This is a genomic window from Nocardia sp. XZ_19_385 (assembly GCF_015355755.1).
Lineage (GTDB): Bacteria > Actinomycetota > Actinomycetes > Mycobacteriales > Mycobacteriaceae > Nocardia.
Map to the genome: position 1 here is coordinate 2,191,870 of NZ_JACVEE010000001.1, position 24,196 is coordinate 2,216,065.

A 24,196-nucleotide genomic window follows, 5' to 3' on the forward strand; every position below is an offset into this window, starting at 1 on the left:
TCAGATGAGGATCACCGACTTGACTCCACAGAATTTTCCCCGGGTCTGCGTCATCGGCGCCGGGCCGTCCGGGATCACCGCCGCGAAACGCCTGCACGAGTACGGCATTCCGTTCGACTGCTTCGAGGCCTCCGACGAGGTCGGCGGGAACTGGTATTTCAAGAATCCGAATGGCATGTCCGCCTGCTACCAGAGCCTGCACATCGATACCTCCAAGTTCCGCTTGGCTTTCGAGGACTATCCGGCCCCGGACGACTGGCCGGATTTCCCGCACCACTCGCAGCTGTTCGAGTACTTCAAGAATTACGTGGACCATTTCGGCCTGCGCGACAAGATCACCTTCAACACCAAGGTGACGGCGGCCGAACGCCAATCCGATGGCTCCTGGCTGGTCACCACCAGCGATGGCCGCGCCCGCGGCTACGACGCGCTGATCGTCTGCAACGGGCACCACTGGGATCCCCGGACACCGGACTATCCGGGCAAATTCGATGGCGTGCTGATGCACAGCCACGCCTACAACGACCCGTTCGACCCGGTGGATATGCGCGGGAAGAAGGTCGTGGTGGTCGGCATGGGCAACTCCGGGCTGGATATCGCCTCCGAGCTGTCCCGGCGCTATCTCGCCGAAAAGCTCATCGTCTCGGCCCGGCGCGGGGTGTGGGTGCTGCCGAAATACGTGAACGGCACGGTCGGCGACAAGCGGAGCATGCCCGCCTGGATGCCGCGCAAGCTCGGCCTGAAGCTCCGGCAGCGGTTCGTGCGAAAGTTCCGCGGGGACATGGAGTTCTACGGTCTGCCCAAGCCGGACCACGAGCCGTTCGAGGCGCACCCCTCCGCCAGCGAGGAGTTCCTCTACCGCGCCGGTTGTGGCGATATCGCCTTCAAACCGGCCATCATCGCGCTCGAGGGTTCGCGGGTGCGGTTCGCCGACGACAGCACCGAAGAGGTGGACGTGATCGTCTGCGCCACCGGGTATCACATCAGCTTCCCGTTCTTCTCCGACCCGGAACTGTTGCCCGACAGCGACAATCGACTACCGCTGTTCAAGCACATGATGAAACCCGGCGTGGACAACCTTTTCTATCTCGGCCTGGCCCAGCCACTTCCGACGTTGGTGAACTTCGCCGAACAGCAGAGCAAGCTGGTCGCGGCCTACCTCACCGGCAAGTACCTGCCGCCGTCGGAGCAGGAGATGCACACGACCATCGAGGCGGACGAACAAGCCAAACGCGAGCGTTACTACAACTCTCCGCGGCACACGATCCAGATCGAATTCGAACCGTATGTGCGCGACATGATCAAGGAAATGGCCCGGGGCGCCAAGCGTGCCGCGGCCACGGGGAACGCACTGCCGGTCCCCGTTCGCGTTCTCGAGCCGGCGGAGTAGACCGATGACATCGACCACGGGAACCACCGCGGGATCATGCACCGACCAATTCGCCGGTCTCCGAGCGGAATTGGCGAACCAGCTCGCCTCCGGCGCGGAGCTGGGCGCCTCGATCGCCGTCGTCGTCGACGGCGAGCCGGTCGTCGACATCTGGGGCGGTCACCTCGACCTGGAACGCACCCGGCCCTGGGAATCCGACACCATCGTCAACGTCTTCTCCATCAGCAAGACCATGACCGCGCTGTCCGCGCTGCTGCTCGTCGACCGTGGCGCGCTGGATGTGTACCAGAAGGTTGCGCACTACTGGCCAGAATTCAAGGCAAATGGCAAGGGCGACATCGAGGTTCGGCACATCCTCGGTCACACCTCCGGAGTGTCGGGGTGGCAGCCACCGATCGAGATCGCGGACATCTACGACGCCGAGGCCGCCGCCGCGCGGCTGGCCGCCCAGCCACCGTGGTGGGCGCCGGGTACCGCGTCGGGCTACCACTGCCTCAACTACGGGCACCTGGTCGGCGAAGCGGTACGTCGCATCACCGGACGCACGCTGGGCGCCTTCTTCGCCGACGAGCTGGCCGGGCCGCTGGGCGCGGATTTCCACATCGGCACCGGTCCCGAACATCGGGAGCGCATCGCGACGTTGATCCCGCCGCCCGCACTGGAATTCGATATGTCGCTGCTCGATCAGGAAAGCATCCTGGTCAAGACGCTCACCAGTCCCCTGCTCGACGTCGAGGCCATGACACCGACACCGGAGTGGCAGCAGGCCGAAATCGGCGCGATCAACGGGCACGGCAACGCCCGTTCGGTGGCCCGGTTGCAATCGCTGGTCTCCAACGGAGGCACCCTCGACGGACGAGAGTTCCTGTCCGGCAAGACCATCGATCTCATCTTCGAACAGCAATCCGACGGCCTCGACCATGCGCTGATGGTGCCGCTGCGGTTCGGCATCGGCTACGGGCTGCCGCAGCGGCAGACCGCGCCGGAGGTCCCGGAGGGCCGGGTGTGCTGGTGGTCCGGGTACGGCGGGTCCATCGTCGTCAACGACCTGGATCGCCGAATGACCTTCGCCTACACCATGAACAAGATGGAACCCGGGATCATCGGGTCGGCCCGGGCGGATGCGTATCTGCGGGCCACCTACGCGGCGGTGACCGCATGAGAGCGCTACAGCTGACCGGACCCGGCACCCTCGAGATGCGTGAGATTCCGGTTCCCGACATCGGCCCGACCGACTTGCTGCTGCGCGTCGGCGCCGCCGGCATCTGCCATTCCGACCTGCATGTCCTGCAGCTTCCGTTCAAACTCCGGGACGATCCACTCACCCTCGGGCACGAGATCGCCGGAACCATCGAGGCGGTCGGCGGCAATGTCGACGGCCGGACCGTCGGCGAACGCGGATTGGTCTACCTGTGCTGGTCCTGCGGGACCTGCCGGGAATGTGTGAGCGGCAACGAGAATGTGTGCCTCGCCGCCGGCCGGGTGGCGATGCCACCTTGCCCCGGGCTCGGTCCCGACGGTGGCATGGCCGAGTACATCCGCATTCCCGCAAGCTCTTTCGTGCCCATCGGCGATCTGGACTTCTTGCAGGCCGCGCCGCTCGCGGACGCCGCGCTCTCCAGCTACCACGCGATCGAAGGCGCCCGGGCACAGCTGCGGCCGGGCTCGACGGCGGTGGTCATCGGCATCGGCGGGCTGGGACATGTCGCGGTGCAGATCCTTACCGCCACGACCGCCACCCGCGTCATCGCTGTCGATATCGCCGCGGAGAAGCTGGAACTGGCGGCCCGCTGCGGCGCGGCCGAAGGCCTGCTGTGCGACACCGGCACCGCCCAGGCGATCCTGGATCGCACCGGCGGACGCGGCGCCGACGCGGTGTTCGATTTCGTCGGCATCGATTCGACCGCGAACCTCGCCGTCGAATCGGTAGCGCCCAACGGCGCCTACCGGATGATCGGCCTCGGCGGCGGCGCACCGGAGATCACCGCGGGACCGGCCGGCGGCCCGGGCTGGCCGTGGGGCGCTTCGGTACGAAAGTCCTACGGCGGCACCAAATCCGATTTGATCAGTTCGGTGGCGCTGGCCCAATCCGGCGCGGTGCGGGTCGAAGTCGAACGCTTCGATCTGGCCGACGGCCGCGAAGCTTTGGACCGCTTGGACAAAGGGCTCATCCAAGGCCGCGCCGTCCTGGTGCCCTGACCAGATTTCGCTGCACAGCATTGCTAGCCAAGAGGAAGTTTCATGACCAAACCTGTTGACCTCCAGGCGATGGCGGCCCAGATCGCCGGACGCTTGACCGGCCCGGGCGGGCCCTTCGAAATCGCCGTCGAAGATGTACTCGGCGCGAAGATCCCCGTACTCAAGGACCGCAAGAAGTCGCTGGCCGACGTGCTGGCGGCATCCGCGGCGCTGGGCGACCGCGAGTACCTGGTCACCGAAGACCGCCGGATGACCTACGCCGAGCACAAGACCGAGGCCGTCGCGCTGGCCTGGGCGCTGCAGGAACGCTACGGCGTCCGGCAGGGTGACCGGGTCGGGCTCCTCGCGGCGAACACCATCGAATGGGTGGTGTCCTTCTGGGCGACACAACTTCTCGGCGCCATCGCCGTCGGCTACAACGCCTGGTGGACACCCCGCGAGATCAGCTACGGCCTCGAGCACGCCACCCCCAAGGTGCTGATCGCCGACGCCAAACGGGCGGAGCGGCTGGCCGGGCTGACCACCGATATTCCAGTGCTGACCATGGCGGACAACCTCCCGGCGCTGATCGAGGAGTTCTCCGGCCACCACGACGCACTGCCCGAGGTACAGGTCGGCGAGGACGATCCAGCCGTCATCCTCTACACCAGCGGCACCAGCGGCCGACCCAAGGGCGCAGTACATTCACAGCGAAACCTGTTGTCCGTCATCGACTATCACCGATTCAACGATGCGATGGCCGCGGCGTTCACCGGCGGAACGGACGACGGTGCACCCAAAGGCCGGCGATTCCTGGTCACCTCACCGCTTTTCCATATCGCCAGCCTGCACAACTTGGTGATTCCGCGCCTGGTCACCGGCGACACCTGCGTGATCTACCAGGGCGGTTTCGACGCCGACCGGGTGCTGCGGCTCATCGAAGCCGAACGCATCACCAACTGGGGCGCCATGCCCACCATGGCGACCCGCATGCTCGAAGTCGATCTGTCGAAATACGACCTGTCCTCGCTGGCCGCGTTCTCACTGAACTCCGCGCCGTCCTCGGCGGCGTTGCAGAACAAGCTGCGCGAGCAGCTTCCGGTGGCCCGGACCGCGCTGGTGACCAGTTACGGCATGACCGAATGCTCCACCGCCGCAACCATTGCCGCACCGCAGGAGCTGGCCGCGTTCCCGGATACCGTGGGTCGCCCCGTGATCGGCGTGAGCCTCGAAATCCGGGATGCGGCAGGCGAACCCGTCGCCGAAGGCGTCGAGGGCGAGATCTGTGTCCGCAGCCAGTACGTGATGCTTGGCTACTGGAACGACGACAAAGCCACCGCCGCCGCGATCACCCCCGACCGCTGGCTGCGCACCGGCGATATCGGCATTCTCGAGCAGGGCCGGCTCCGGCTGTCCGGCCGCCGTTCGGATCTCATCCTGCGCGGCGGTGAGAACGTCTACCCGACCGAGGTCGAGCAGGCCCTCGACGAGCATCCGGCGGTCCGCGAGAGCGCCGTCGTCGGCGTGCCCGACGACGACCTCGGCCAGCAGGTCGCCGCGCTGGTCGTGGTCGACAACCCGGACGCCACCACCGAACAGGAACTGACCGCGTTCGCCGAGGAACGGCTCGCGTATTACAAGGTGCCCGCCCGCTGGCGGCTCACCACCACCCCGCTGCCCCGCAATGCCACCGGCAAGGTCATGCGGAGCGGTCTCGAAGTCTGAGAAGCCATGTACGACACCATCATCAAGGGCGGCCGCTGGTTCGACGGCACCGGTGCGCCCTCCGCGGTCCGCCACCTCGGGATCCGGGACGGGCGCATCGCGGCCGTCTCGCCCGAACCGCTCGCCGAGGCCGAGTGCCCGAACGTCATCGACGCCACCGGCAAATGGGTGCTCCCCGGAATGCTCGATATCCACACCCATTACGACGTCGAGGTGCTGACAGGCCCGGCGCTGGCCGAGTCCGTGCGACATGGCATCACCACGGTCTTCCTCGGCTCGTGTTCGCTCTCGACCGTGCACGTCGGCGCCACCGACGCCGGTGACCTGTTCGGCCGCGTGGAAGCGATTCCGCGCAAACACGTCATCGAAGCGGTCAGCGCAGCCAAGACCTGGTCCAGCGCAGCCGAATACGTCCGGGCGCTCGAAGCGCTACCGCTGGGTCCCAACCTGGCCGCGTTCATCGGGCACTCCGATATCCGCGCCGCGGAGATGGGCCTGGATCGGGCCACCCGGTCCGATGTCCGGCCCACCGCAGCCGAATTGACGGCGATGGTGGCCAAGCTCGCCGCAGCGCTGGACGCCGGATTCATCGGAATGTCTTCGCAGCAACTGATGTTCGACAAGGTCGACGGCGAGCTGTGCCGGTCCCGCACACTGCCCTCGACCTACGCGACCATCCGGGAACGCCGCAGGCTCAACGCGATTCTGCGCAAGCGCGGCCGTGCATTACAGGGCGGTCCGGATGTGGCGAAACCGCAGAGCCTGGTCGCGATGGCGGCCAGCAGCCTCGGCTTCTTCCGCAAACCGCTGAAGGTGAGCCTGCTGTCCGCGGCCGACATCAAGGCCATTCCCGCGGTGGCGCAGCTCTTCCCGCTGATCGCGAAGGTGATCAACGGCCTCGGCGGCGACTTCCGGTGGCAGCACCTGCCGGTGCCGTTCGAGGTGTACTCCGACGGCATCGACCTGCCCGTATTCGAGGAATTCGGTTCCGGTGCAGCGGCATTGCACCTGTCCAACCAGCTCGACGAACGCCGCGAGTTGCTGCGCGACGAGGCCTATCGACGCCGCTTCCGCAAGGACTACGACAAGAAGTACGGCCCCCGGGTCTGGCACCGCGACTTCTTCGACGCCGAAATCGTCGAGTGCCCGGACGCCTCGGTCGTCGGAAAGACCTTCGGCCAAGTGGGTCTGGACCGCGGGGGCCTGCATCCGGTCGACGCCTTCCTCGACCTGGTGGTGGAGCACGGCGGAAAGGTGCGGTGGCACACCACGATTTCCAACCACCGCCCGGAAGTCCTGGACCGTTTCGCCGCCGACCCCGGTGTGCAACTGGGCTTCTCCGACGCCGGCGCGCACCTGCGCAATATGGCCTTCTACAACTTCGGCCTGCGCCTGCTCCGCCGGGTCCACCTGGCCGAACAGGCGGGCAAGCCGTTCCTCTCGCTGGAACGCGCCGTGCACCGCCTCACCGGTGAACTCGCCGACTGGTACGGCCTGGACGCCGGGCACCTGCGCCCAGGAGATCGCGCCGACATCGTCGTCCTCGACCCCGCCCACCTCGACGACGCCGTGGAGGCCTACGCCGAGTCCCCCATCCCCGAGTTCGACAACCTGTCCCGCATGGTCAACCGCAACGATGACACCGTGACCGCCGTCCTGATCAATGGCGAGTACGTCTTCGGAAACGGCGCGGCGGCAGAGATACTCGGAAAACAGCGCACCGGCCAGTTCCTGCGCGCCGGCGCCTGACTTTTCCCGCCCTGCCGTCGCAATCGGATTACCGTGGTCGGTAGAGCGGGGGCGCAACGAGGCCTCCCGATCGCAAGGAGGCGATGTGGCCACTTTCGCGCACCACGGACGCACCGTGGTCTACGACCGCGCCGGTGACGGACCACCGATCGTGCTGCTGCACAACGCGGGCGCGTCGCGGCGGATCTGGGACGACCAGGTCGCCGAATTGCGGCGGGACCACGAGGTTTTCGTGCTCGACCTGCCCGGCTACGGCGAATCCCAGCGTCCCGCAACGGGATACCGGCTCCTCGACTATGTCCGCATGCTCGACGCGTTCCTGGACGCACACCATCTGACCGGTGTGGTTCTCGTCGGCAACTGCCTCGGCAGCGCCATCTCGCTCAGCTACACCATCACCCGCCCGGCGCAGGTGCGGGGGCTGGTGCTGATCAATCCGCTCACCTGGAACACCGTGTACAAGGGTCAGCAGGCGCCGTTGGCCTGGCTGTCGGCGAAACTGCCGCTGGCGCCCTTGGCTCGCCGCCTCGCCCTGCCCGGTCCGGTGGCCGGAATGATCGTCGCCAACCAGCTCGGCTCGCGTGGACGGGCCGGGAAGCTGCAGAAATCCGCCAAGCTGACGGGCCCGTGGGGCGATCCCGGCCGTTTGATCGCGCTGGATCGGCTGGTCCAGGATTTCCCGGCCTTCCGGGCGCTGGACACCTTCGTCCCCGGCCCGGACTTCCCGCCGATCTGCACCATCTGGGGCGCACAGAACCGCATCCTCTCCGCGACCGCCGGCGCCGCCCTCGACGCGACCACCCTGCACCCCCACACCAGCGTGGTACTGGCCGACTGCGGGCACCTGCCGATGATGGAGGATCCGGCCGCCGTGACCGCCACCATCACCGAATTTCTCACCGCATTGCCGGACCCCTCCGAATTCGCGCAGGTAGAAGCCGTGTCGCCGCCGGTTGATCTTGTTGTTTGGCGGGAGAATGCGCGGGAACCCGACCACTAAGCCACCGAGGAAAGGGTTGCCCGCCATGCTGCTACGCCGACTTGCCCGACCGATGCTTGCGACCACGTTCATTGTCGACGGGGTCGACACGCTGATCCATCCCGAGCCGCGGGCGAAGACGGCCGCCACGCTGGTCCAGCGCGGTGAACGCTCACTGCCCGACAAATACGCGGCGAAACTCCCCGCCGACCCGGGCACCGTGGTGCGGGTGAACGCGTTCGCCCAGGTCTCAGCCGGTGTGCTGCTGGCATTGGGCAAGGCGCCGCGCCTGGCTTCGCTCGTGCTCGCCGCGACCGTCGTACCGGCCACCGTGACCGAACAGAACTTCTGGGATGAGGAGGATCCGGACCGCAAGAGCGCCAAGCGGACCGCCTTCCTCAAGGATGTCAGCCTGCTCGGCGGCCTGATGATCGCCGCCGCCGACACCGAGGGCAAGCCGTCCCTGGGCTGGCGGGGCCGCAAGGCCGCGGCGGCCGCCGCCGCGGCGCTGCCGTTCACCGGGTCCTCGGACTCGCAGACCGGCGAGGTGCTGCGGGAACGGGCACACGGCGCGGCGGTGCGGGCACAGAAGTTCGGTGAGGTCGCCGCGGCCAAGGGCGCCGTGCTCGCCGAGACCGCCCAGCATCGCGGCTCCGAACTCGCCGAGGTCGCCAAGCACCGCGGGCCGGAAATCGCCTCCACGGCAAAGGAACACGGCTCCGAGTGGGCCGAGTACGCCAAGGAGCACGGCTCCGAGTGGGCCGAAATCGCCAAGAAGCGGGGCGCCGAATTCGCCGAAATCGCCCGCGAGCGTGCGGCGGAACTGGCCGAGGTCGCCCGGCAGCGGGGTCTCGAATTCGCCGAGGCCGCACAGAAGCACAGCGCGGACTTGGCCGAGACCGCCCGCGAACGTGGACCCGAGCTCGCGCACACCGCGCGGGAACGCAGCGCCAACCTTGCCGAAGCAGCGCGCGAACGGGCCGAGGCGGCCCGCGAGCGCGCCGAAGCGCGGCGGCATTGACCGGAAGGCCTGAACCGCGGCACGCTGTCGCGGTTTAGGCTTGTTTCATGGCTGCGCGCGAAGACCCCGTCGTCGGTGCCCGCGAACGTATCCTGTCCGCCGCCTACGAATTGTTCACGCGGCGCGGCATCCGTGCTGTGGGCATCGACGAGGTCATCGCGCGAGCGGGCATCGCGAAAGCCACGCTGTACCGGCATTTCCGGACCAAGGACGACCTGGTGCTCGCGGTCTTGGAACGCCGCGAGAAGCTATGGACCTTCGGGTTCATCGAGAAGCAGTCCCACCTGCGGGGCGAAACCCCGGAGCAGCGGCTGCTGGCCATCTTCGACGTATTCGACGAATGGTTCACCACCGAGGGTTTCGACACCTGCACCTTCGTCAATGTGTTGCTGGAAATGGGCGCGAACCATCCCACCGGGATCGCCAGCATCGGCCACCTCGCCACCATCCGGGACATGGTCCGCAGCCGCGCCGAGGAAGCGGGCCTGGACGATCCGGACGATTTCGCCCGCTCCTGGCACATCCTGATGAAGGGCTCGATCGTCTCCGCCGCCGAAGGGGACCGGCTGGCCGCGCGCCGCGCTCAGAAGATGGGCGCGGCGCTGATCGAGCGCTGCCGGGACGCGGCCTCCTAACCGGCCGCCACCCGCGCGCCGACACCGGTCGATACCGGAATGTGCTGGAAGCCACGCAAATTCAGCAGACCGCGCCGTTGCGGCGCGTCGGCTACCCGCAGATTCGGGAAGCGATCGTAGAGCGCCTGCAGCGCGACCGCCCCCTCCATCCGAGCCAGGCTGGCCCCCAGGCAGGCGTGCACACCGCTGCTGAACGACAGATGCTCACGGGCGTTCGCGCGGGTGACGTCGAAGACGTTCGGGTTGTCGAACATCTTCGGGTCACGGTTGGCGCAGCCGAGCAGCAGCGCCACCATCTCCCCCTTCGCGATCCGCACACCGGCGATCTCGATGTCGCGCAACGCCGTTCGTGCCGTCATCTGCACCGGACTGTCGTAACGCAGGATCTCCTCGACGGCGCCGGGCCAGCGGGCGGGTTCGGCGCGCAGTAGATCGAGCTGTTCGGGATGCTGGTGCAGCGCCATGATCCCGTTGCCGATCAGATTGACCGTGGTCTCGAAGCCAGCGCCCGCGATAAGCGCTGCGCTGTAGAGCAATTCGGTGTCGGTGAGCTCACCGCCGGTCGCCAGGTCGCTGAGGATGTTGTCGCCCGGGTTCGCACGCAACTCCGCGATGTGCTCGACGAGGTAGTCCTGGGCTTCGCGCAACGCGTCGTTGGCCGTCCGGAATGTCTTCCAGGAGATGCCGATATCGAGCAGCGGCGACCCGGCATGCCCGGCGTCGAGCAGGTCGTCACGTTTCTCGGCGGGGATGCCGAGGATCTCGGAGATGATCGCGATCGGCAGCAGCAGCGCGAATTGCTCGATCAGATCGGCATTTTCGTGCTGGGCGAGGTCGTCGAGCAGGTCGGTGGTGACCTCGCTGATTCGGTCCCGCAGCCGGGCAACGGCGCGCGGCGTGAAAGCCTGGGCGACCAGCTTGCGGTAGCGGGTGTGCACCGGCGGGTCCACCATGAGCATGGCCGGCGGTTCCACCGGGCTGGCGATCTTCAGATCGGTCGCCTTGATCAGCCGCTGGACCGGCTTGAATACGGTGAACGCCTCCGGCGGTGTGACGCCGAAATCCTTGTGCCGCAGCACTGTTCGGCAAAGCTCATAATCGGCTGTCACATAGGAGTACGGAATGGCGACCAAGCGGCCGCGGGCCCGGATGCGGTCACCGAACGGATAGGGGTCCTCCCGGGCCGCCGGATCGGTCAGGTACTGGGCCAGCGGGTTGCCCCGCCGCGCCTGCGCTCTGAGCACCACTCCGGGCAGGCCGTTGATGACCGCCCAGCGGATCCATGTCTTCATGCCGGCCCCCGCCTGTCGCCTTGTCGCACCGCCTATCGGCGCAGCTCAACGCTACGAGCTACTGCGGTGTCACACATCACACCGTGGGCGGAGATGCGTCTCATACCGTGGGCGCTGGTCAGCCGGTAATCCCATGTGTTGCCCCAAACTCCGCATGTCGGTGATCGAACAGGCGCATAATCCCCGTCACAGGCTGGTCGGCGGTGATGGAAGGTGGCGACCACCATGGCAGTGACTGGAACCGAGGTTCAGGCCATTCGGCCCTACCCGCGGCGGCTCGGGCCGAAGGGCTCGTACCTGTGGAAGATGATCACCACCACCGACCCCAAGGTGCTGGGGGTCATGTACCTGACCAGCGCGATGACGTTCTTCTTCATCGGTGGCCTGATGGCGTTGCTCATGCGCGCCGAATTAGCCCGTCCCGGTTTACATTTCCTGTCCACCGAGCAGTACAACCAGCTCTTCACCATGCACGGCACGATCATGCTGCTGTTCTACGCGACCCCGATCCTGTTCGGATTCGCGAACGCCGTGCTGCCGTTGCAGATCGGCGCGCCCGACGTCGCCTTCCCGCGCCTGAATGCCTTCAGCTACTGGCTGTATCTGTTCGGCGCCACCATTGCCACCGCCGGCTTCCTCACCCCCGGCGGCCCCGCCGACTTCGGCTGGACCGGATACACCCCGCTCAGCGACTTCCAGCACTCCCCCGGCGTCGGCGGGGACCTGTGGATCATGGGTTTGGCGCTGTCCGGCGTCGGCACCATCCTCGGCGGCGTCAACATGATCACCACGGTGGTCTGCCTGCGCGCACCGGGCATGACCATGTTCCGGCTGCCGATCTTCACCTGGAACATCCTGGTGACGAGCGTGCTTGTGCTGCTTGCCTTTCCGATTCTGACCGCGGCACTGATGGGGCTGTTCGCGGATCGGCATCTGGGCGCGCACATCTACGATCCGGCCACCGGCGGGATCCTGCTGTGGCAGCACCTGTTCTGGTTCTTCGGGCATCCGGAGGTCTATATCGTGGCACTGCCGTTCTTCGGCATCGTCACCGAGATCTTCCCGGTCTTCAGTCGCAAGCCGCTATTCGGTTACAGCACGCTGGTTTACGCGACGCTGTCCATCGGCGGCCTCTCGGTGGCGGTCTGGGCGCACCACATGTACGCCACGGGAGCCGTTCTGCTGCCGTTCTTTTCGATGATGACGTTCCTGATCGCCGTGCCCACCGGGGTGAAGTTCTTCAACTGGATCTGCACCATGTGGCGCGGACAGCTCACCTTCGAGTCGCCCATGCTGTTCTCGCTCGGCTTCCTGGTGACGTTCCTGTTCGGCGGCCTGTCCGGCGTCATCCTGGCTTCGCCGCCGCTGGACTTCCACGTCACCGACAGCTATTTCGTGGTCGCGCACTTCCACTACGTGCTCTTCGGCACCATCGTGTTCGCCACCTTCGCCGGCATCTACTTCTGGTTCCCGAAGATGACCGGCCGCATGCTCGACGAGCGGCTGGCCAAATTCCACTTCTGGACCACCTTCATCGGCTTCCACACCACGTTCCTGGTGCAGCACTGGCTGGGCAACGAGGGCATGCCGCGCCGCTACGCCGACTATCTGCCGAGCGACGGATTCACCACGCTCAATACGATTTCCACGATCGGCGCGTTCCTGCTCGGCGCTTCGATGCTGCCGTTCGTCTGGAACGTCTTCAGGAGTTACCGCTACGGTGAGGTCGCGACCGTGGACGACCCGTGGGGTTACGGGAATTCGCTGGAGTGGGCGACCACCTGCCCGCCGCCGCGGCACAACTTCTACGAACTGCCGCGCATCAGATCAGAACGTCCCGCGTTCGAATTGCACTATCCGCACATGATCGAACGTAACCGAGCCGAGTCCGCGGCCGGCTGGGGATCCAAGCGAGCTCACCGGGTCGCCGAACCCGCGCCTGAGCTCGACAAAGCCGGGGAGCCGGAGCAGCCCGAAACCAAGGAGCTGTGATCCGGCGTCGACCGGCTCCGGCTCGCGGCCCACGGGGCCGCGAGAGACAGTGTGTGTCGCTGTGGCTATGTCATGCCCGCGACCGAATCCCCCTAGCGGAGTAATTCCGTTAACTCACGCGCCTAGTACCTGAGCGTCTTCTTCACCTGAGTAATCAGATTGTGAGCACCCCTGTGGATCTCGACCATCGCGGCCACGACCGCGATCACGACCTCGTCCTCGTCCGGCAGTTGTCCAGTCCCGCGCTGCGCCGCCTCGTGCGCACCACCATCGGCCTCTCCGAAGATTCCATCGACCTGCTCACCCGAGTCAGCGAGCGCCTGCGCGCCGCCGAGGGAGCACTACCCGACCCCGCCATGAACTGACGTCGAACTCGGGCGCGAAATGCCGCCGCGGTATTCCGCGCGGCAGCGGCCTGATCGGCGATACTGAGGCCGAACCGAACTGGGAGCGCCTCATGTCGACGATCAACGGTTTGCCCGCGCACGTGCTGCTGGTGCACGTCATCGTGGTATTCGTGCCGCTGACGGCACTGTTGCTGGTGCTGTGCGCGGTGTGGCCCGCCGCGCGGCAGCGCCTGATCTGGCCGGCCGTGGCGCTCGCCGCGATCACGGCCGTGCTGACGCCGGTCACCATCCAGGCCGGGGAAACGTTCGCCGAGCGTTTCGGCCCGTCGGAAGCATTGCAGAAGCATATGGATCTGGGCGGCACCATGAACTACTTCGCGGTGCCGCTGCTGATCGCGGCGGCCGCGCTGCTGGTCGTGTTCCTGCGCGAGCAGCGCGGCAAACCGCTTGCGCGCCTGATTGTCTGGGTGATCGCCGTGCTCACGATCGTCGCGAGTGCTGCCGCCACAGTGCAGGTCTATCGCGTCGGCGACTCCGGTTCGCGCGCGGTCTGGGGTCAGATGACGTAGGGGATCAACGCTTTCCGCTCGGGCGGGTAGTCGGCGAACTTCTCCCGGTACCACTTGTGCGTGGCGAACGCGCGCGGCACCAGATTGCCCGCCGTGATCAGGAAGATCACCAGACCGGCCAAATTCCAAGTGAGCAGAGCGAATCCAGCCCAGGCGAGGAGTTCACCGAGATAGGCCGGGCTGGTGACGTAGCGGAAGCCGCCGCCGAAGGGAACCTTGTAATCGATCGCGCCCGGGTTGTTCTTGTCGCGCAGATTGCGCACGATCCACTCCGAGCGCACCAATAGCGCGAACCCGCCCAGGTAGATCGCCAATCCGCCGAGGAACCGCGGATCGGTCAACCATTCGGTGCCGTACTGGTTCAGGTAGTCGTGGCTGAAGAACGACCCGTTCAAATAGCCGTGCAGCGCGGTGACGAACATGCCCGCCGCCATCACCGAGACATTGAAACTGCTGCGCTTGCCGGGCACCTGCCGGATCGACAGCGGAAAGAACCAGCCGCGATTTCCGTAGTGCAGCAACCAGATCGCGGCCAGCACCAGCGGCACCGGCTCGAACCGATTCGGCCCGGTCAGATAGAACACCGCGAAGACCACCGTCGCGGGAATCTCCATCAACCACCAGCCGAGCTTCGGATTCAGATTGAAGCCCACCTTCGTGGAGGCGAACCGGCCGTACGGGCTCTGCGCGAACATGCCCCCGACCAGTACGAAGGCGGCGAAAGCGAACGCCACCGTGAGCACGGTGTCGTAGGTGGTGTTCCCGGTATACCAGTCCATCGAAATCCTTGAAAGGTGAGACATCTCGCACGTGAATTAGAACATGTTCTACCATGGGTCACAGTCCTGGACCACGACCGCGGAGGAACTCCCATGGCGCTGAACCCGACGGCCGAGGCACTGCTCGCGGCGGTACTGGCCTCACCGCGAGCCGTTGCCGCGCACGACAAATCCGCCTGGGTGAACCTGTTCACCGCGGACGCCGAAGTCAACGACCCGGTCGGATCGCGCCCGCACGTCGGACGCGCCGCCATCGAGCGTTTCTATGACACGTTCATCGCACCGAACGGCATCGCCTTCGACGTCGCCGCCGATCTCGTCGGCGGCCACTCGGTAGTGCGCGACCTGTACATCGAGACCACCATGTCCACGGGGGCGATGGTCCGGGTGCCGATGCACCTGCGCTACGACCTCGCCGCACTGGACGGCGACTGGAAAATCGTTCGGCTGGCGGCACATTGGGAGTTCCCGGCCATGGTCACCCAGCTCATGCTGCGCACCGGCGTCCGCGGCCTGACCGCCTCGGCGAAACTCGGCCCGCAACTGATCGCGAACCAGGGCCTCGGCGGCACGTTCGGCATGATGCGGGCGATCCGCAGTGTGGGAAAGGCCGGGAAAACCGCTGTGACACAGCTGTTCTCGGCCGCCGCGGCCACGGATATCGGCCGCGTGCGCACCCTGCTCGACGACAGCACCGTCCTCCAACTGCCTGCGGGCAGCACGGTATCGGTGGAGGAGTTCACCAACCGGACCCGGAACATGCGCTGGGACAAGCTGATCGCCGCAGGCCGGACCGTCTCGATCTCCGTGGAGCTGGACGGGGCGCCGGGAGTCGCGTTCGTCGACTTCGCCGCGAGCAGCCACCGGATCGACGCGATCACCGTCTTCCTCGACGAGAACGCCTGACCCCTGATCCGCCCCAGGGTCTTGCGGCCACCCAAAGAGTGAGTGTACAGTCACTCACATGAGCAAGAGCGGAGTCACCCTCTCCCGATCGGATGCGCGCCGCGACACCGTCGTCGACGCCGCGATCACCGAGTTCGCCCGGACCGGTTATCACGGCACACCGATCAGCACGGTGGCGGCGACGGCTCAGATCTCGCCGGCCTATGTCTTCAAACTGTTCCCCGGCAAGGTCGCGCTCTTCGTCGCCGCGCTGGAGCGCTGCTTCGAGCTGATCGAGCGCGCGCTGTCGTCCGGCGCCGCCCGCGCCGACGGAGCGAGCCCGGAGCAGATCCTGCACGAAATGGGCGGCGCCTACGCCGAACTCATCAGCGACAAGAGTCTGCTCATGTTGCAGGTGCACGCCCAGTCCGTCGCGGATGTCCCGGAAATCGGCGCGGCCCTGCGCGCCGGCCTGGGGCGGGTCACCGACCTCGCCAAACAGCGTTCGGGCGCCGCGGACGAGTTGGTGCAGCGCTTCATCGCCTTCGGGCAACTCTGTCACCTCATCACCACCCTCGGCCTGGACGGCGACAACAGCCCCTGGGCCACGATCCTCACCGCAGGCATCCGCCACCCCAACGCCCACTGACCTGATCCACTGCCCCCTCGCGGGGGCATTTTTCGACCCATCGAGTGATTGACCAGTCACACACTAGGAGAGAACATGTCCACCATCGCCACCGAGATCGTCCTGCCCGGCCGCGTCGAGCCCAGCGGCCTGCTGGTCGCCAAGCGAGAACTACCCGCGCCGGGACCAGGTCAGGCCCTAGTCCAGGTCGAGGCGAGCGGCGTCTCCTTCGCCGAGCAGCAGATGCGGCGCGGCAAGTACTACGACCAGCCCGCGTTCCCGTTCGTGCCCGGGTACGACTTGGTCGGGACCGTCACCGCGGTCGGGACCGATGCCGATCCGGCCCTGATCGGCAGACGCGTCGCCGCCTTGACCAAGATCGGTGGCTGGACCAGTCACGCTCTGCTCGATGCCCAGGATCTGGTGCGGGTACCCGCGGCCTTGGACGCGGCTGAAGCGGAAACCTTTGTGGTGAACGGGATCACAGCGTGGCAGATGCTCTATCGGACCGCGAAGGTGCAGCCCGGGCAGACCATTCTGGTGCACGGCGCGAACGGCGGCGTCGGCTCGACACTCGTTCAATTGGCCCGCGCCAAGGGGATTCGGGTCATCGGCACCGCCTCCGCCCGCAACGCGACGGCCGTCGAAGCGCTCGGCGCGACCTGGATCGACTACCGCGGCGATGTGCCGCAACAGGTTCGAGCGCTGGCACCCGAGGGCGTGGATGCCGTGTTCGATCACATCGGCGGCCCCGGCATTCGCGATTCCTTCCGGCTGCTCGCTCCACACGGGACGCTGGTCTCCTACGGCACCGCGGCGACCAAGGACGACGAAGGCGATTCCCGGCTGCCCGTGCTGAAGCTGTTCGCCCGCCTGCTGGCGTGGAATGCGCTGCCCAACAAGCGAAATGCGCATTTCTTCAATTTGTGGGCGGGCAAGCGCAATCTCACCCGTTTCCGCAACCGCATCACCGAGGACTTGGGCAAGGTGTTCGACCTCGCCGCCCAGGGCGCACTGCGCGCTCAGGTCGCGGCCCGCATCCCGCTGTCCGACGCCGCGCGGGCCATGGAACTCGCCGAGTCCAGCACCGTCGTCGGAAAAGTCGTCATCGTCGCCGACACCCTGTCCTGAATTATCCGAATCCGCATTCTGAATTATCCGATTTCACACTGGAGAACCGTTATGTCTCAGCACAATTCGAATACCGCGTCCACACTGCGCGTCATTCTGGACAACCGGCCGAGCTATCTGAGCTTCGGCGCGGCATGGCTGTTCGGCCACGGCGCGTACGCCCTGTCCCACGGTGACGATCCCGTCCTGCGGCTCCCGTCCGCGGTGCCGAGCGTCCTGCTGATCACCGGACTGGCAGTCGCACTGGTCGTCACCATCATGGTGAGCATGAAGGCCCAGCGTTCCGCCACCGGTCACGACGCGATGGTCGGCAATCTGCTGGCCGCCTCCTGGCTCATCGGCTTCGGCGCTCTGTTCTTCGTCATCACGGCACTGAGCTCGGCGCTCGGCCAGGACGATCTGAAGATGCTGCTCTGGCCGACGGGCTCCGGCCTGATCGTCGGATTGCTCTATCTCGCGGGCGGAGCCGCCTATCGCGACGTACTGCAGTATGCGCTCGGGGCCTGGCTCGCCCTCACCTCTTCGGCGGCGCTCTTCCTGGACGGCGCGAGCCCGTACTGGGTACTCGCCCTCGCCGGCGGCGGAGCCTACTTGGTCGCCGCGGGCCTCGAACCGCGCCGGCGAGCAGTAGTCAGCGATCATCGCTACGCCTGAGTGAGCAGGGAAATAGAAAAAGACCCAGGTCAGAAATTCTGACCTGGGTCTTGTAGTAGCGGGGACAGGATTTGAACCTGCGACCTCTGGGTTATGAGCCCAGCGAGCTACCGAGCTGCTCCACCCCGCGTCGGTAAACACAACATTACACAGGTCTACGCTCAGATGGCAAATCACTGGCCATCGGGCGGGTTTGCCCAGCTCAGCACGCCCGTCACCGGATGGTCGGCCGACTCGGAGCCGAGCCCGGTAGCGCGTCGCCGCCGCCCCGGGGATCCGGCTGCGTAATTCAGTCCGGATTCTCCGATTTGCACTCTTCTAAATCCGCGTGCGCGCGTATTCGATCTAGATAACACGTTTCAAACGTGCCCCGCATCACAATTTGCCTGTGACGCCCGACACATTACGGTGCTATAACCGACCGTCCGGAATCCGTTCCCATTGCATTACCGACCTGCATAAAGCCCAATATTCGCGTTATTCGCTTCATGCAATTCCCTTGTTATCAAGACGTGATCTGCCGAGATTTGTTCGTTACCGTCGTGCTCGGCCCGGAGGCAATCTGCGGATGGGCTAGAACTCGAACCGTCGCACGCCGGTAACCCTGTCCCGCGGTTCGAGGATCCCCGACTCCTGGGGGCAGGGCCACGACGGACATCGTCGCGGAGGTGGGCACAGGGAGGGAAAACATATGTCTGAGAACCGGAAGTTCAACGCCCGCGCCCTCGGCCTCGCGGCTGTCACCGGCGCCCTTGTTGCCGTCCCGTTCACACTCGCCGCCGGCACCGCAGAAGCCGCCACCCACAACTGGGACGGCGTCGCACAGTGCGAGAGCGGTGGCAACTGGGGCATCAACACCGGCAACGGCTACTACGGCGGCCTGCAGTTCAGCCACTCCACCTGGGTGGCCAACGGTGGCACCGGCTACGCCCACAACGCCAGCAAGGCCGAGCAGATCCGGGTCGCGGAGAACGTGCTCAACAGCCAGGGCGTCGGCGCCTGGCCCACCTGCGGTAGCCGCCTGACCGAAGGCGTCTCCTCGGGCCTCGAGCCCGAACCCGCCCCGGCGCCGGAGCCCGAACCGGCCCCGGCCATCCAGGCCGCGATCCCGTTCTCCCCCAAGGCCGCAGTCGACCAGGCCAAGAGCGTCGGCGCCGATGTCGCCGCGCAGGCCGGGGTGAAGGATCTGTACCTGCAGCTGCTGGATCAGCACGCCCCGATCATCGACTCGGTGGCCGGCAACTAAGAAGACTCGCTGGGCGGGCCGCCGAACCCGGCCTGCCCAGTGCATACAGGAACGGCCCCGCTGATCACTGGGGATCAGCGGGGCCGTTTCTGTTGTAGCAGCGACGCGCAGCGTCTCGATGAGGGGTGGTGGTCGGGCGGCGGGTGGGCCTACTTGGCTTCCTGGTAGGCCTTCACCGCGACCTCCAGTTCGTTCAGCGCCCGGCCGAGTTCGGAGAAGTCACCGGTCTTCATGGCGGTGCGTACCGACTCGATCTTCCGGTTCAGCTCCGCGGCGGCCGCGTCCTTGGCCGCCGACGACCCGGTCGGCGGCGTCACCGTGCCGGGCACCGGGGTGGTGCCGGGCTGCGGCTGCGTTGTGTCCGGCGCCGGGGGCAAGGTGCCCGGCTTCGGCCGGGTCGCCGGATCGCCACCGGGCGCGGTGGCCAGCGCGCCCGCACCGGGCAGCACCTCGTTCAGCGCTTCGGCGAAGGTCGGGGCATAGCCGACCCGCACGCTGCCCCCTTCATCGCGGTAGCTGACCAGCACGCGCAGCAACTGCGGGAAGGTCGAGGTGCCGGTATTGCGCTCGTTGTAGAACGGCTCCACATACAGGATGCCGCCGTCGGCGATCGGCAAGGTCAGCAGGTTGCCGTACTTGATCTTGTTCGAGTTCGACAACAGCGTCTTTTCCTGTGACACCTTGCCCGCCGCCAACATGCTGTTCTGCGTCTGCTGCGGACCCTGGGTCTGGGTGTCGGTGGGCAAACGCAGAATCGTGAACTTGCCATACCCGTCCGGATCCGAGCGCACCGAGATATAGGCCGTCAGATACTGCCGGTTGCCGAAGCCCACCATGGCACTGGTCAGGTTGAACACCGGCTTGTCCGACTTCGGGTCACCGAGCAGCACGTAGTACGGCGGCTGCTTGTAGGTGCCGCCCTGGCTCTCGATGGTCGGATCAGTGGGCACCGACCAGAAGGCGTTGTTGGTGAAGAACTCTCGCGGATTGTCCACGTGGTACTTGGTCAGCATTTCGCGCTGCACCTTGAACAGATCCTCCGGGTAGCGCAGATGCGCGCGCAGCTCCGGCGAGATCTCGCTCTCCGGCTTGACCGCGCCCGGGAACACTCCGCGCCAGGCCTTCAGCACCGGGTCGGTGGAGTCGGTTTCGTAAAGGGTCACCGTGCCGTCGTAGGCGTCGACGGTGGCCTTCACCGAGTTACGGATGTAGCTGACTTCCTTGCGCGGCAGCACGCGACCGGTCTTCTGGTCGATGCTGTCCTCCATCGCGCCCTCCAGCGAGGTGGTCTGCGCGTACGGGTACTTGTCCAGCGTGGTGTAGGCATCGACGATCCACTTGATGCGGCCTTCGATCACCGCCGGGTACGCGTTGCCGTCCGTGGTCAGCCACGGCGCGACCTTCTGCACCCGATCCTTCGGACTGCGGTTGAAGATGATCTTCGAGTCCTCGCCGATGGCCGAGGAGAACAACAGGTTGCGCTCGGCGTACTTGGCCGCGAAGGCCAGCCGGTTGAACCAGTTGCCGATCGGCACGCCGCCCGCACCCGTGTAGGTGTAAGACGCGGTGTCGGAATCGTATTCGCGCGGGGCCTGGCCCTCGGGGCCGCCGACGATGGCGTAGTCGGTGTTGGTCTGTGCGATCAGCTCACCGAAGTAGACGCGCGGCTGGTCGACCCTGATGTGCTGCTTGTCCGGCGCGGTGGCCAGATCGCTGACCATGAAGATCGGGTAACCGCTGTCGCTGGAACCGCTGGAGGTCTGGTTCGCATCCGCCTGCGGCTTGTTCACCCGGTTGGCCGGCGCGGCCACGAAGCCGTTGCCGTGGGTGTAGACGGTGTGCTCGTTGATCCAGTTGGTCTGGCCGCCGGTCAGCGCCGCCGGGTGCAGTTCGCGCGCGGCGACGATGTAGTCCTGCACGTCGCCGTTGATGTTGTAGCGGTCGATGTCCAGCGACTCCGGGAAGCCGTAGAAGTTCTTCCGCTGCTGCAGCTGTGTGAAGGTGGGCGAGAGGATGTTCGGATCGAGCAGCCGGGCATTGCCGATGGTGGCGGCGTCGACCGGGACCTCGAGCGGGCTCTTCTTGCTCTCGCCCTTGTAATCCTTGTATTCGATCTTGTCCTTGGTGATGCCGTAGGCCTGCCGCGTCGCCTCGATATTGCGCTCGATGTATTCGGCTTCCTTCTCCGCGGCGTTCGGGCGCACCGAGAACTGTTCCACGATCATCGGATACACCGCGCCGACCAGGATCGAGGAGAGCACCAGCAGCGCCGCCGCCATCGCGGGCAGCCGCAGATCGCGCAGGACGATGCCGGCGAAGAACGCGATCGCGCAGATCACCGCGATCGCCAGCAGGATCAGCTTGCCGGGCAGCACCGCGTTGATATCGGTGAACGAGCCACCCTCGAAGATCGGCGCCTTACGGGCGCTGGAGAGCAGCTCGTAGCGGTCGAACCAATAGGCAACGGCCTTGAGCAGCACGAAGAGTCCGGCGATGACCGCGAGCTGCACGCGCGCGGGCCGGGTCAGCACACCCTCGCGGCCGCTCAGCCGCAGGCCGCCGAAGATGTAGTGGGTGACCAGGCTGGCGAAGAACGCGATCACGATCGCGACGAACAGCCAGTTCAGGATCATCCGGTAGAACGGCAGATCGAAAGCGTAGAAACTGACGTCGAGATTGAACTGCGGATCGGTCTGGCCGAAGTCGCCGCCGTTGAGGAACAGCTGCAACGTCACCCAATTCGACTGCGCCACCAGGCCCGACAGCAGGCCGAACAGCACCGGGATGCCGACGCCGAACAGCCGCAGCCGGCTCATCACCGTGGTGCGGTAGCGCGCGATCGGATCGTTGGGCCCGGCGACCGGCACGAACACCGGCCGGGTCCGGTAGGCCAGCAGCAACGCCAGCCAGACGACGAGACCGACGAACAACCCGACCGCCACGAAAAGGATGACGCGGGACCGCAATACGGTCAGATAGACGTTCCGGTAACCGACTTCGCCGAACCACAGCCAATTGGTGTAGGTATCGGTCAGCCGCGGTCCGAGCAGCAGTAGCGCCGCCAGAACAATGGCCGCCACCAGCAGCACTCGGCTGCGGCGGGACAACGACAAGCCGGTTGGGGGCCGCATGCCCACGATGCCACGCTCCAAGATCCGGCGGCGCCCGCACCGTCACCGGTGGGCGCCGCAGTCCGAATGTTCCAGCGGTCCACACTTCTCGGACCGTCTCGCGCCTACTCTACGGAAACGGACACCGAAAGGTGCCCGCTGGTCTCATGCGGTGTCTGTGTCCGCGTCTCCGGGAGTGATGCGAGGATGTTTCGGTGACCGCAGACCTGCACGCCGAAGTCGTTCTGTCCCGCGCCGTACGCGAAGTGGCGGAGTTCGCCGACGCCGAGGGCTGGGGGCGGCCGCCGCAGATGTTCGCGCTGGTGCCCACCGCTGACCTGGTCGCCGCCGAACCCGGCCTGCTCGATCAGCTGGACCAGGGCAACGAGCTGACTCCGATTGCCCAGGAAGCGTTCCCGGACGACATCACCGGCGGTTCCATGGCGCTCGACGAGTTCCTGGCGACCACCACCTGGCCGCCCGCCGTGCGGGGTTGCGTGCTGGTGCAGGAGATCGTGGTGCTGCCGCCGGACGCGGAAAGCACCCTGGATGACGCGCTCACCCCGCTGCTGGCCGACCACGAGGCCGCCGACGCCGCCGCCCGCGCCGCCGCGCACGCCCATCCGGACCGGCGCGCCGCCCGCCTGTTCGCCGGTGTGCTGCGCGAAGGAATGCAGCTGGCGCTGTTGCAGATCAAGCCCGACGAGGACGACAGCTTCCCGACCCTCGACCTGCGCACCTACCCGAACCTGGCCCCGAACGTGCTGGAGGCGCTGCATCACACGTTCGAGGAAGGCTTCGAGGACTGATCAGCCGCAGCTCACCGGCTCGCGCCCGGCATTGATCTCGGCCAGGGATTGCACCGCGCCGTCGAGGTTTTCGACCTTCACCAGGCGCAGGCCGTCGGGCGTGCGGGCCCGGGCCTCGTTGCAGTTGGCGGCGGGGACCAGGAAGGTTTCCGCGCCGGCTTCGCGTGCGGCCATCATCTTGTACTGGATGCCGCCGATCGGGCCCACCTTGCCGTCCTGCTCGATGGTGCCGGTGCCCGCGACGAACCTGCCGCCGTCGAGCTCACCAGGGGAGAGCTTGTCGATGAGCGCGAGGCTGAACATCAGTCCGGCCGACGGGCCACCGATGTCGGCGAGGTTGAAGGTGACCTCCATGGGCGGGCGCGCGCCTTCGGCCGGGGTGACGCCGAGATAGCCCTTGGCCGGGTCGTCCGGGCGGGCGGCGAGGGTGATCTCGACCGTCTGCTCGGCGTTGTCGCGGCGCAGCACGATGGTGAGCTTGCTGCCCGGCGCCTGCGAGGACACCGCGGTCACCACATCTTTGGGCGCGGCGATCGGAGCGCCGTTGATGCTGACGATCTCGTCACCGGCGCTCAGGATGTCCTTGGCCGGACCTTCGTCGCCGACCTTGCGCACCAGCACCACGGTCGGGAGCTTCAGGTAGTGCAGCGCGGCGACCTCGGCATTGCCCTCGGAATCCTTGAAGTCCTGCTGATTGGACTTGTCGATCTCTTCGCGCGGCACCCCGGGCGGGTACACCTCGGCGCGCGGCACCAGGCCGTGCTCGCCGCTGGCCCAGAAGCCGAAGGCCTCGAACAGGTTGAGGCCGTCGCGCACCGACACGGTGGTCATATTGAGGTGTCCGGTCGTCGGATCGACCTCGGTGCCGCGCACGTCCACCACCTGCTTGCCGTCCACCTCACCGAGGGTGTTGAAGGTGGGGCCGGGGCCGAGTGCGACGTAGGGCACAGTGACGACAGTGCCCAGCACCCCGAGTACGAGCACCGGGACGAGGGCGGCCAGCAGGGTCCAGATCCGACGATTCACCAGGCCCACCATAGTGATAGACCCCGCGCCACGGCGGCAGAGGCAGCCATT

Annotated in this window: 21 protein-coding genes and 1 tRNA gene; 17 read left to right on the top strand and 5 right to left on the bottom strand. The window is 66.5% G+C overall.

The features are described 5' to 3' along the window. Positions 1-19 precede the first annotated feature (19 nt). From IBX22_RS10420 to IBX22_RS10455, 8 genes are all read left to right on the top strand, one after another. Positions 20-1,390 carry an NAD(P)/FAD-dependent oxidoreductase gene (locus IBX22_RS10420; protein ID WP_228538286.1) on the top strand — a complete coding sequence of 457 codons (1,371 nt, stop codon included), beginning with the start codon at positions 20-22 and terminating at the stop codon, positions 1,388-1,390. Between the two features lie 4 nt (positions 1,391-1,394). Continuing rightward, complete coding sequence (locus IBX22_RS10425; protein ID WP_194815086.1) at positions 1,395-2,552, top strand: serine hydrolase; 1,158 nt, start codon at positions 1,395-1,397, stop codon at positions 2,550-2,552. After that, the gene (locus IBX22_RS10430) at positions 2,549-3,589 is read left to right on the top strand and encodes an NAD(P)-dependent alcohol dehydrogenase (RefSeq protein WP_194815087.1); all 1,041 of its coding nucleotides are present in this window, start codon (positions 2,549-2,551) and stop codon (positions 3,587-3,589) included. The genes IBX22_RS10425 and IBX22_RS10430 overlap by 4 nt, the downstream gene beginning before the upstream one ends. 42 nt (positions 3,590-3,631) lie before the next feature. After that, positions 3,632-5,293 carry a class I adenylate-forming enzyme family protein gene (locus IBX22_RS10435; protein WP_194815088.1) on the top strand — a complete coding sequence of 554 codons (1,662 nt, stop codon included), beginning with the start codon at positions 3,632-3,634 and terminating at the stop codon, positions 5,291-5,293. Between the two features lie 6 nt (positions 5,294-5,299). Further along, the gene (locus tag IBX22_RS10440) at positions 5,300-7,042 is read left to right on the top strand and encodes an amidohydrolase family protein (RefSeq protein WP_194815089.1); all 1,743 of its coding nucleotides are present in this window, start codon (positions 5,300-5,302) and stop codon (positions 7,040-7,042) included. An 85-nt stretch (positions 7,043-7,127) separates the two neighbouring features. Further along, positions 7,128-8,042: an alpha/beta fold hydrolase gene (locus IBX22_RS10445; RefSeq protein WP_194815090.1), complete on the top strand. Its 915-nt coding sequence runs from the start codon at positions 7,128-7,130 to the stop codon at positions 8,040-8,042. A gap of 25 nt (positions 8,043-8,067) precedes the next feature. Continuing rightward, the gene (locus IBX22_RS10450; RefSeq protein WP_194815091.1) at positions 8,068-9,042 is read left to right on the top strand and encodes a DoxX family protein; all 975 of its coding nucleotides are present in this window, start codon (positions 8,068-8,070) and stop codon (positions 9,040-9,042) included. A gap of 47 nt (positions 9,043-9,089) precedes the next feature. After that, positions 9,090-9,677, top strand: a complete 588-nt coding sequence (locus IBX22_RS10455) for a TetR/AcrR family transcriptional regulator (protein ID WP_194815092.1) — start codon at positions 9,090-9,092, stop codon at positions 9,675-9,677. Here the strand turns inward: IBX22_RS10455 and IBX22_RS10460 are convergent. Continuing rightward, positions 9,674-10,969 (bottom strand): cytochrome P450, encoded by a 1,296-nt coding sequence (locus IBX22_RS10460; RefSeq protein ID WP_194815093.1) that lies wholly within the window; start codon positions 10,967-10,969, stop codon positions 9,674-9,676. The two genes, IBX22_RS10455 and IBX22_RS10460, sit on opposite strands and share 4 nt — an antisense overlap. Before the next feature lie 225 nt (positions 10,970-11,194). Here IBX22_RS10460 and ctaD point away from each other — a divergent pair, with 225 nt between their 5' ends. The 3 genes from ctaD to IBX22_RS10475 all read left to right on the top strand — a co-directional run bounded on the left by ctaD (position 11,195) and on the right by IBX22_RS10475 (position 13,877). Further along, positions 11,195-12,961, top strand: a complete 1,767-nt coding sequence (ctaD, locus tag IBX22_RS10465; RefSeq protein WP_194815094.1) for a cytochrome c oxidase subunit I — start codon at positions 11,195-11,197, stop codon at positions 12,959-12,961. A 161-nt stretch (positions 12,962-13,122) separates the two neighbouring features. Then, positions 13,123-13,326 (top strand): hypothetical protein, encoded by a 204-nt coding sequence (locus tag IBX22_RS10470; RefSeq protein WP_194815095.1) that lies wholly within the window; start codon positions 13,123-13,125, stop codon positions 13,324-13,326. Between the two features lie 92 nt (positions 13,327-13,418). Beyond that, entirely contained in the window at positions 13,419-13,877 is a 459-nt protein-coding gene (locus IBX22_RS10475; RefSeq protein ID WP_194815096.1) for a DUF2231 domain-containing protein, read from the top strand. On the opposite strand, the gene IBX22_RS10480 is transcribed toward IBX22_RS10475, so the two are convergent. Continuing rightward, the gene (locus tag IBX22_RS10480) at positions 13,865-14,656 is read right to left on the bottom strand and encodes a methyltransferase (protein WP_194815097.1); all 792 of its coding nucleotides are present in this window, start codon (positions 14,654-14,656) and stop codon (positions 13,865-13,867) included. The genes IBX22_RS10475 and IBX22_RS10480 overlap by 13 nt on opposite strands. 93 nt (positions 14,657-14,749) lie before the next feature. Here IBX22_RS10480 and IBX22_RS10485 point away from each other — a divergent pair, with 93 nt between their 5' ends. The 4 genes from IBX22_RS10485 (at position 14,750) to IBX22_RS10500 (ending at position 17,954) form a co-directional block, all read left to right on the top strand. Next, a complete protein-coding gene (locus IBX22_RS10485; protein ID WP_194815098.1) occupies positions 14,750-15,562 on the top strand; it encodes a nuclear transport factor 2 family protein in 813 nt (270 codons plus the stop codon). Between the two features lie 58 nt (positions 15,563-15,620). Continuing rightward, positions 15,621-16,190 (top strand): TetR/AcrR family transcriptional regulator, encoded by a 570-nt coding sequence (locus IBX22_RS10490; protein WP_194815099.1) that lies wholly within the window; start codon positions 15,621-15,623, stop codon positions 16,188-16,190. 75 nt (positions 16,191-16,265) lie between these two features. Further along, a complete protein-coding gene (locus IBX22_RS10495; protein ID WP_194815100.1) occupies positions 16,266-17,300 on the top strand; it encodes a medium chain dehydrogenase/reductase family protein in 1,035 nt (344 codons plus the stop codon). Between the two features lie 51 nt (positions 17,301-17,351). Next, entirely contained in the window at positions 17,352-17,954 is a 603-nt protein-coding gene (locus IBX22_RS10500) for an ABC transporter permease (protein ID WP_194815101.1), read from the top strand. Between the two features lie 56 nt (positions 17,955-18,010). Here IBX22_RS10500 and IBX22_RS10505 read toward each other — a convergent pair. Next, positions 18,011-18,084: transfer RNA gene (locus IBX22_RS10505), tRNA-Met, on the bottom strand. 561 nt (positions 18,085-18,645) lie between these two features. Here IBX22_RS10505 and IBX22_RS10510 point away from each other — a divergent pair. Beyond that, positions 18,646-19,200 (top strand): transglycosylase family protein, encoded by a 555-nt coding sequence (locus IBX22_RS10510; protein WP_194815102.1) that lies wholly within the window; start codon positions 18,646-18,648, stop codon positions 19,198-19,200. 149 nt (positions 19,201-19,349) lie between these two features. On the opposite strand, the gene IBX22_RS10515 is transcribed toward IBX22_RS10510, so the two are convergent. Then, on the bottom strand, positions 19,350-22,337 hold the full coding sequence (locus tag IBX22_RS10515) for a UPF0182 family protein (RefSeq protein ID WP_194815103.1): 2,988 nt from the start codon (positions 22,335-22,337) through the stop codon (positions 19,350-19,352). Between the two features lie 188 nt (positions 22,338-22,525). Here IBX22_RS10515 and IBX22_RS10520 point away from each other — a divergent pair, with 188 nt between their 5' ends. Continuing rightward, positions 22,526-23,119, top strand: a complete 594-nt coding sequence (locus IBX22_RS10520; protein ID WP_194815104.1) for a PPA1309 family protein — start codon at positions 22,526-22,528, stop codon at positions 23,117-23,119. Here IBX22_RS10520 and IBX22_RS10525 read toward each other — a convergent pair whose 3' ends face one another. After that, a complete protein-coding gene (locus tag IBX22_RS10525) occupies positions 23,120-24,145 on the bottom strand; it encodes a PDZ domain-containing protein (RefSeq protein ID WP_194815105.1) in 1,026 nt (341 codons plus the stop codon). Positions 24,146-24,196: the final 51 nt, after the last annotated feature.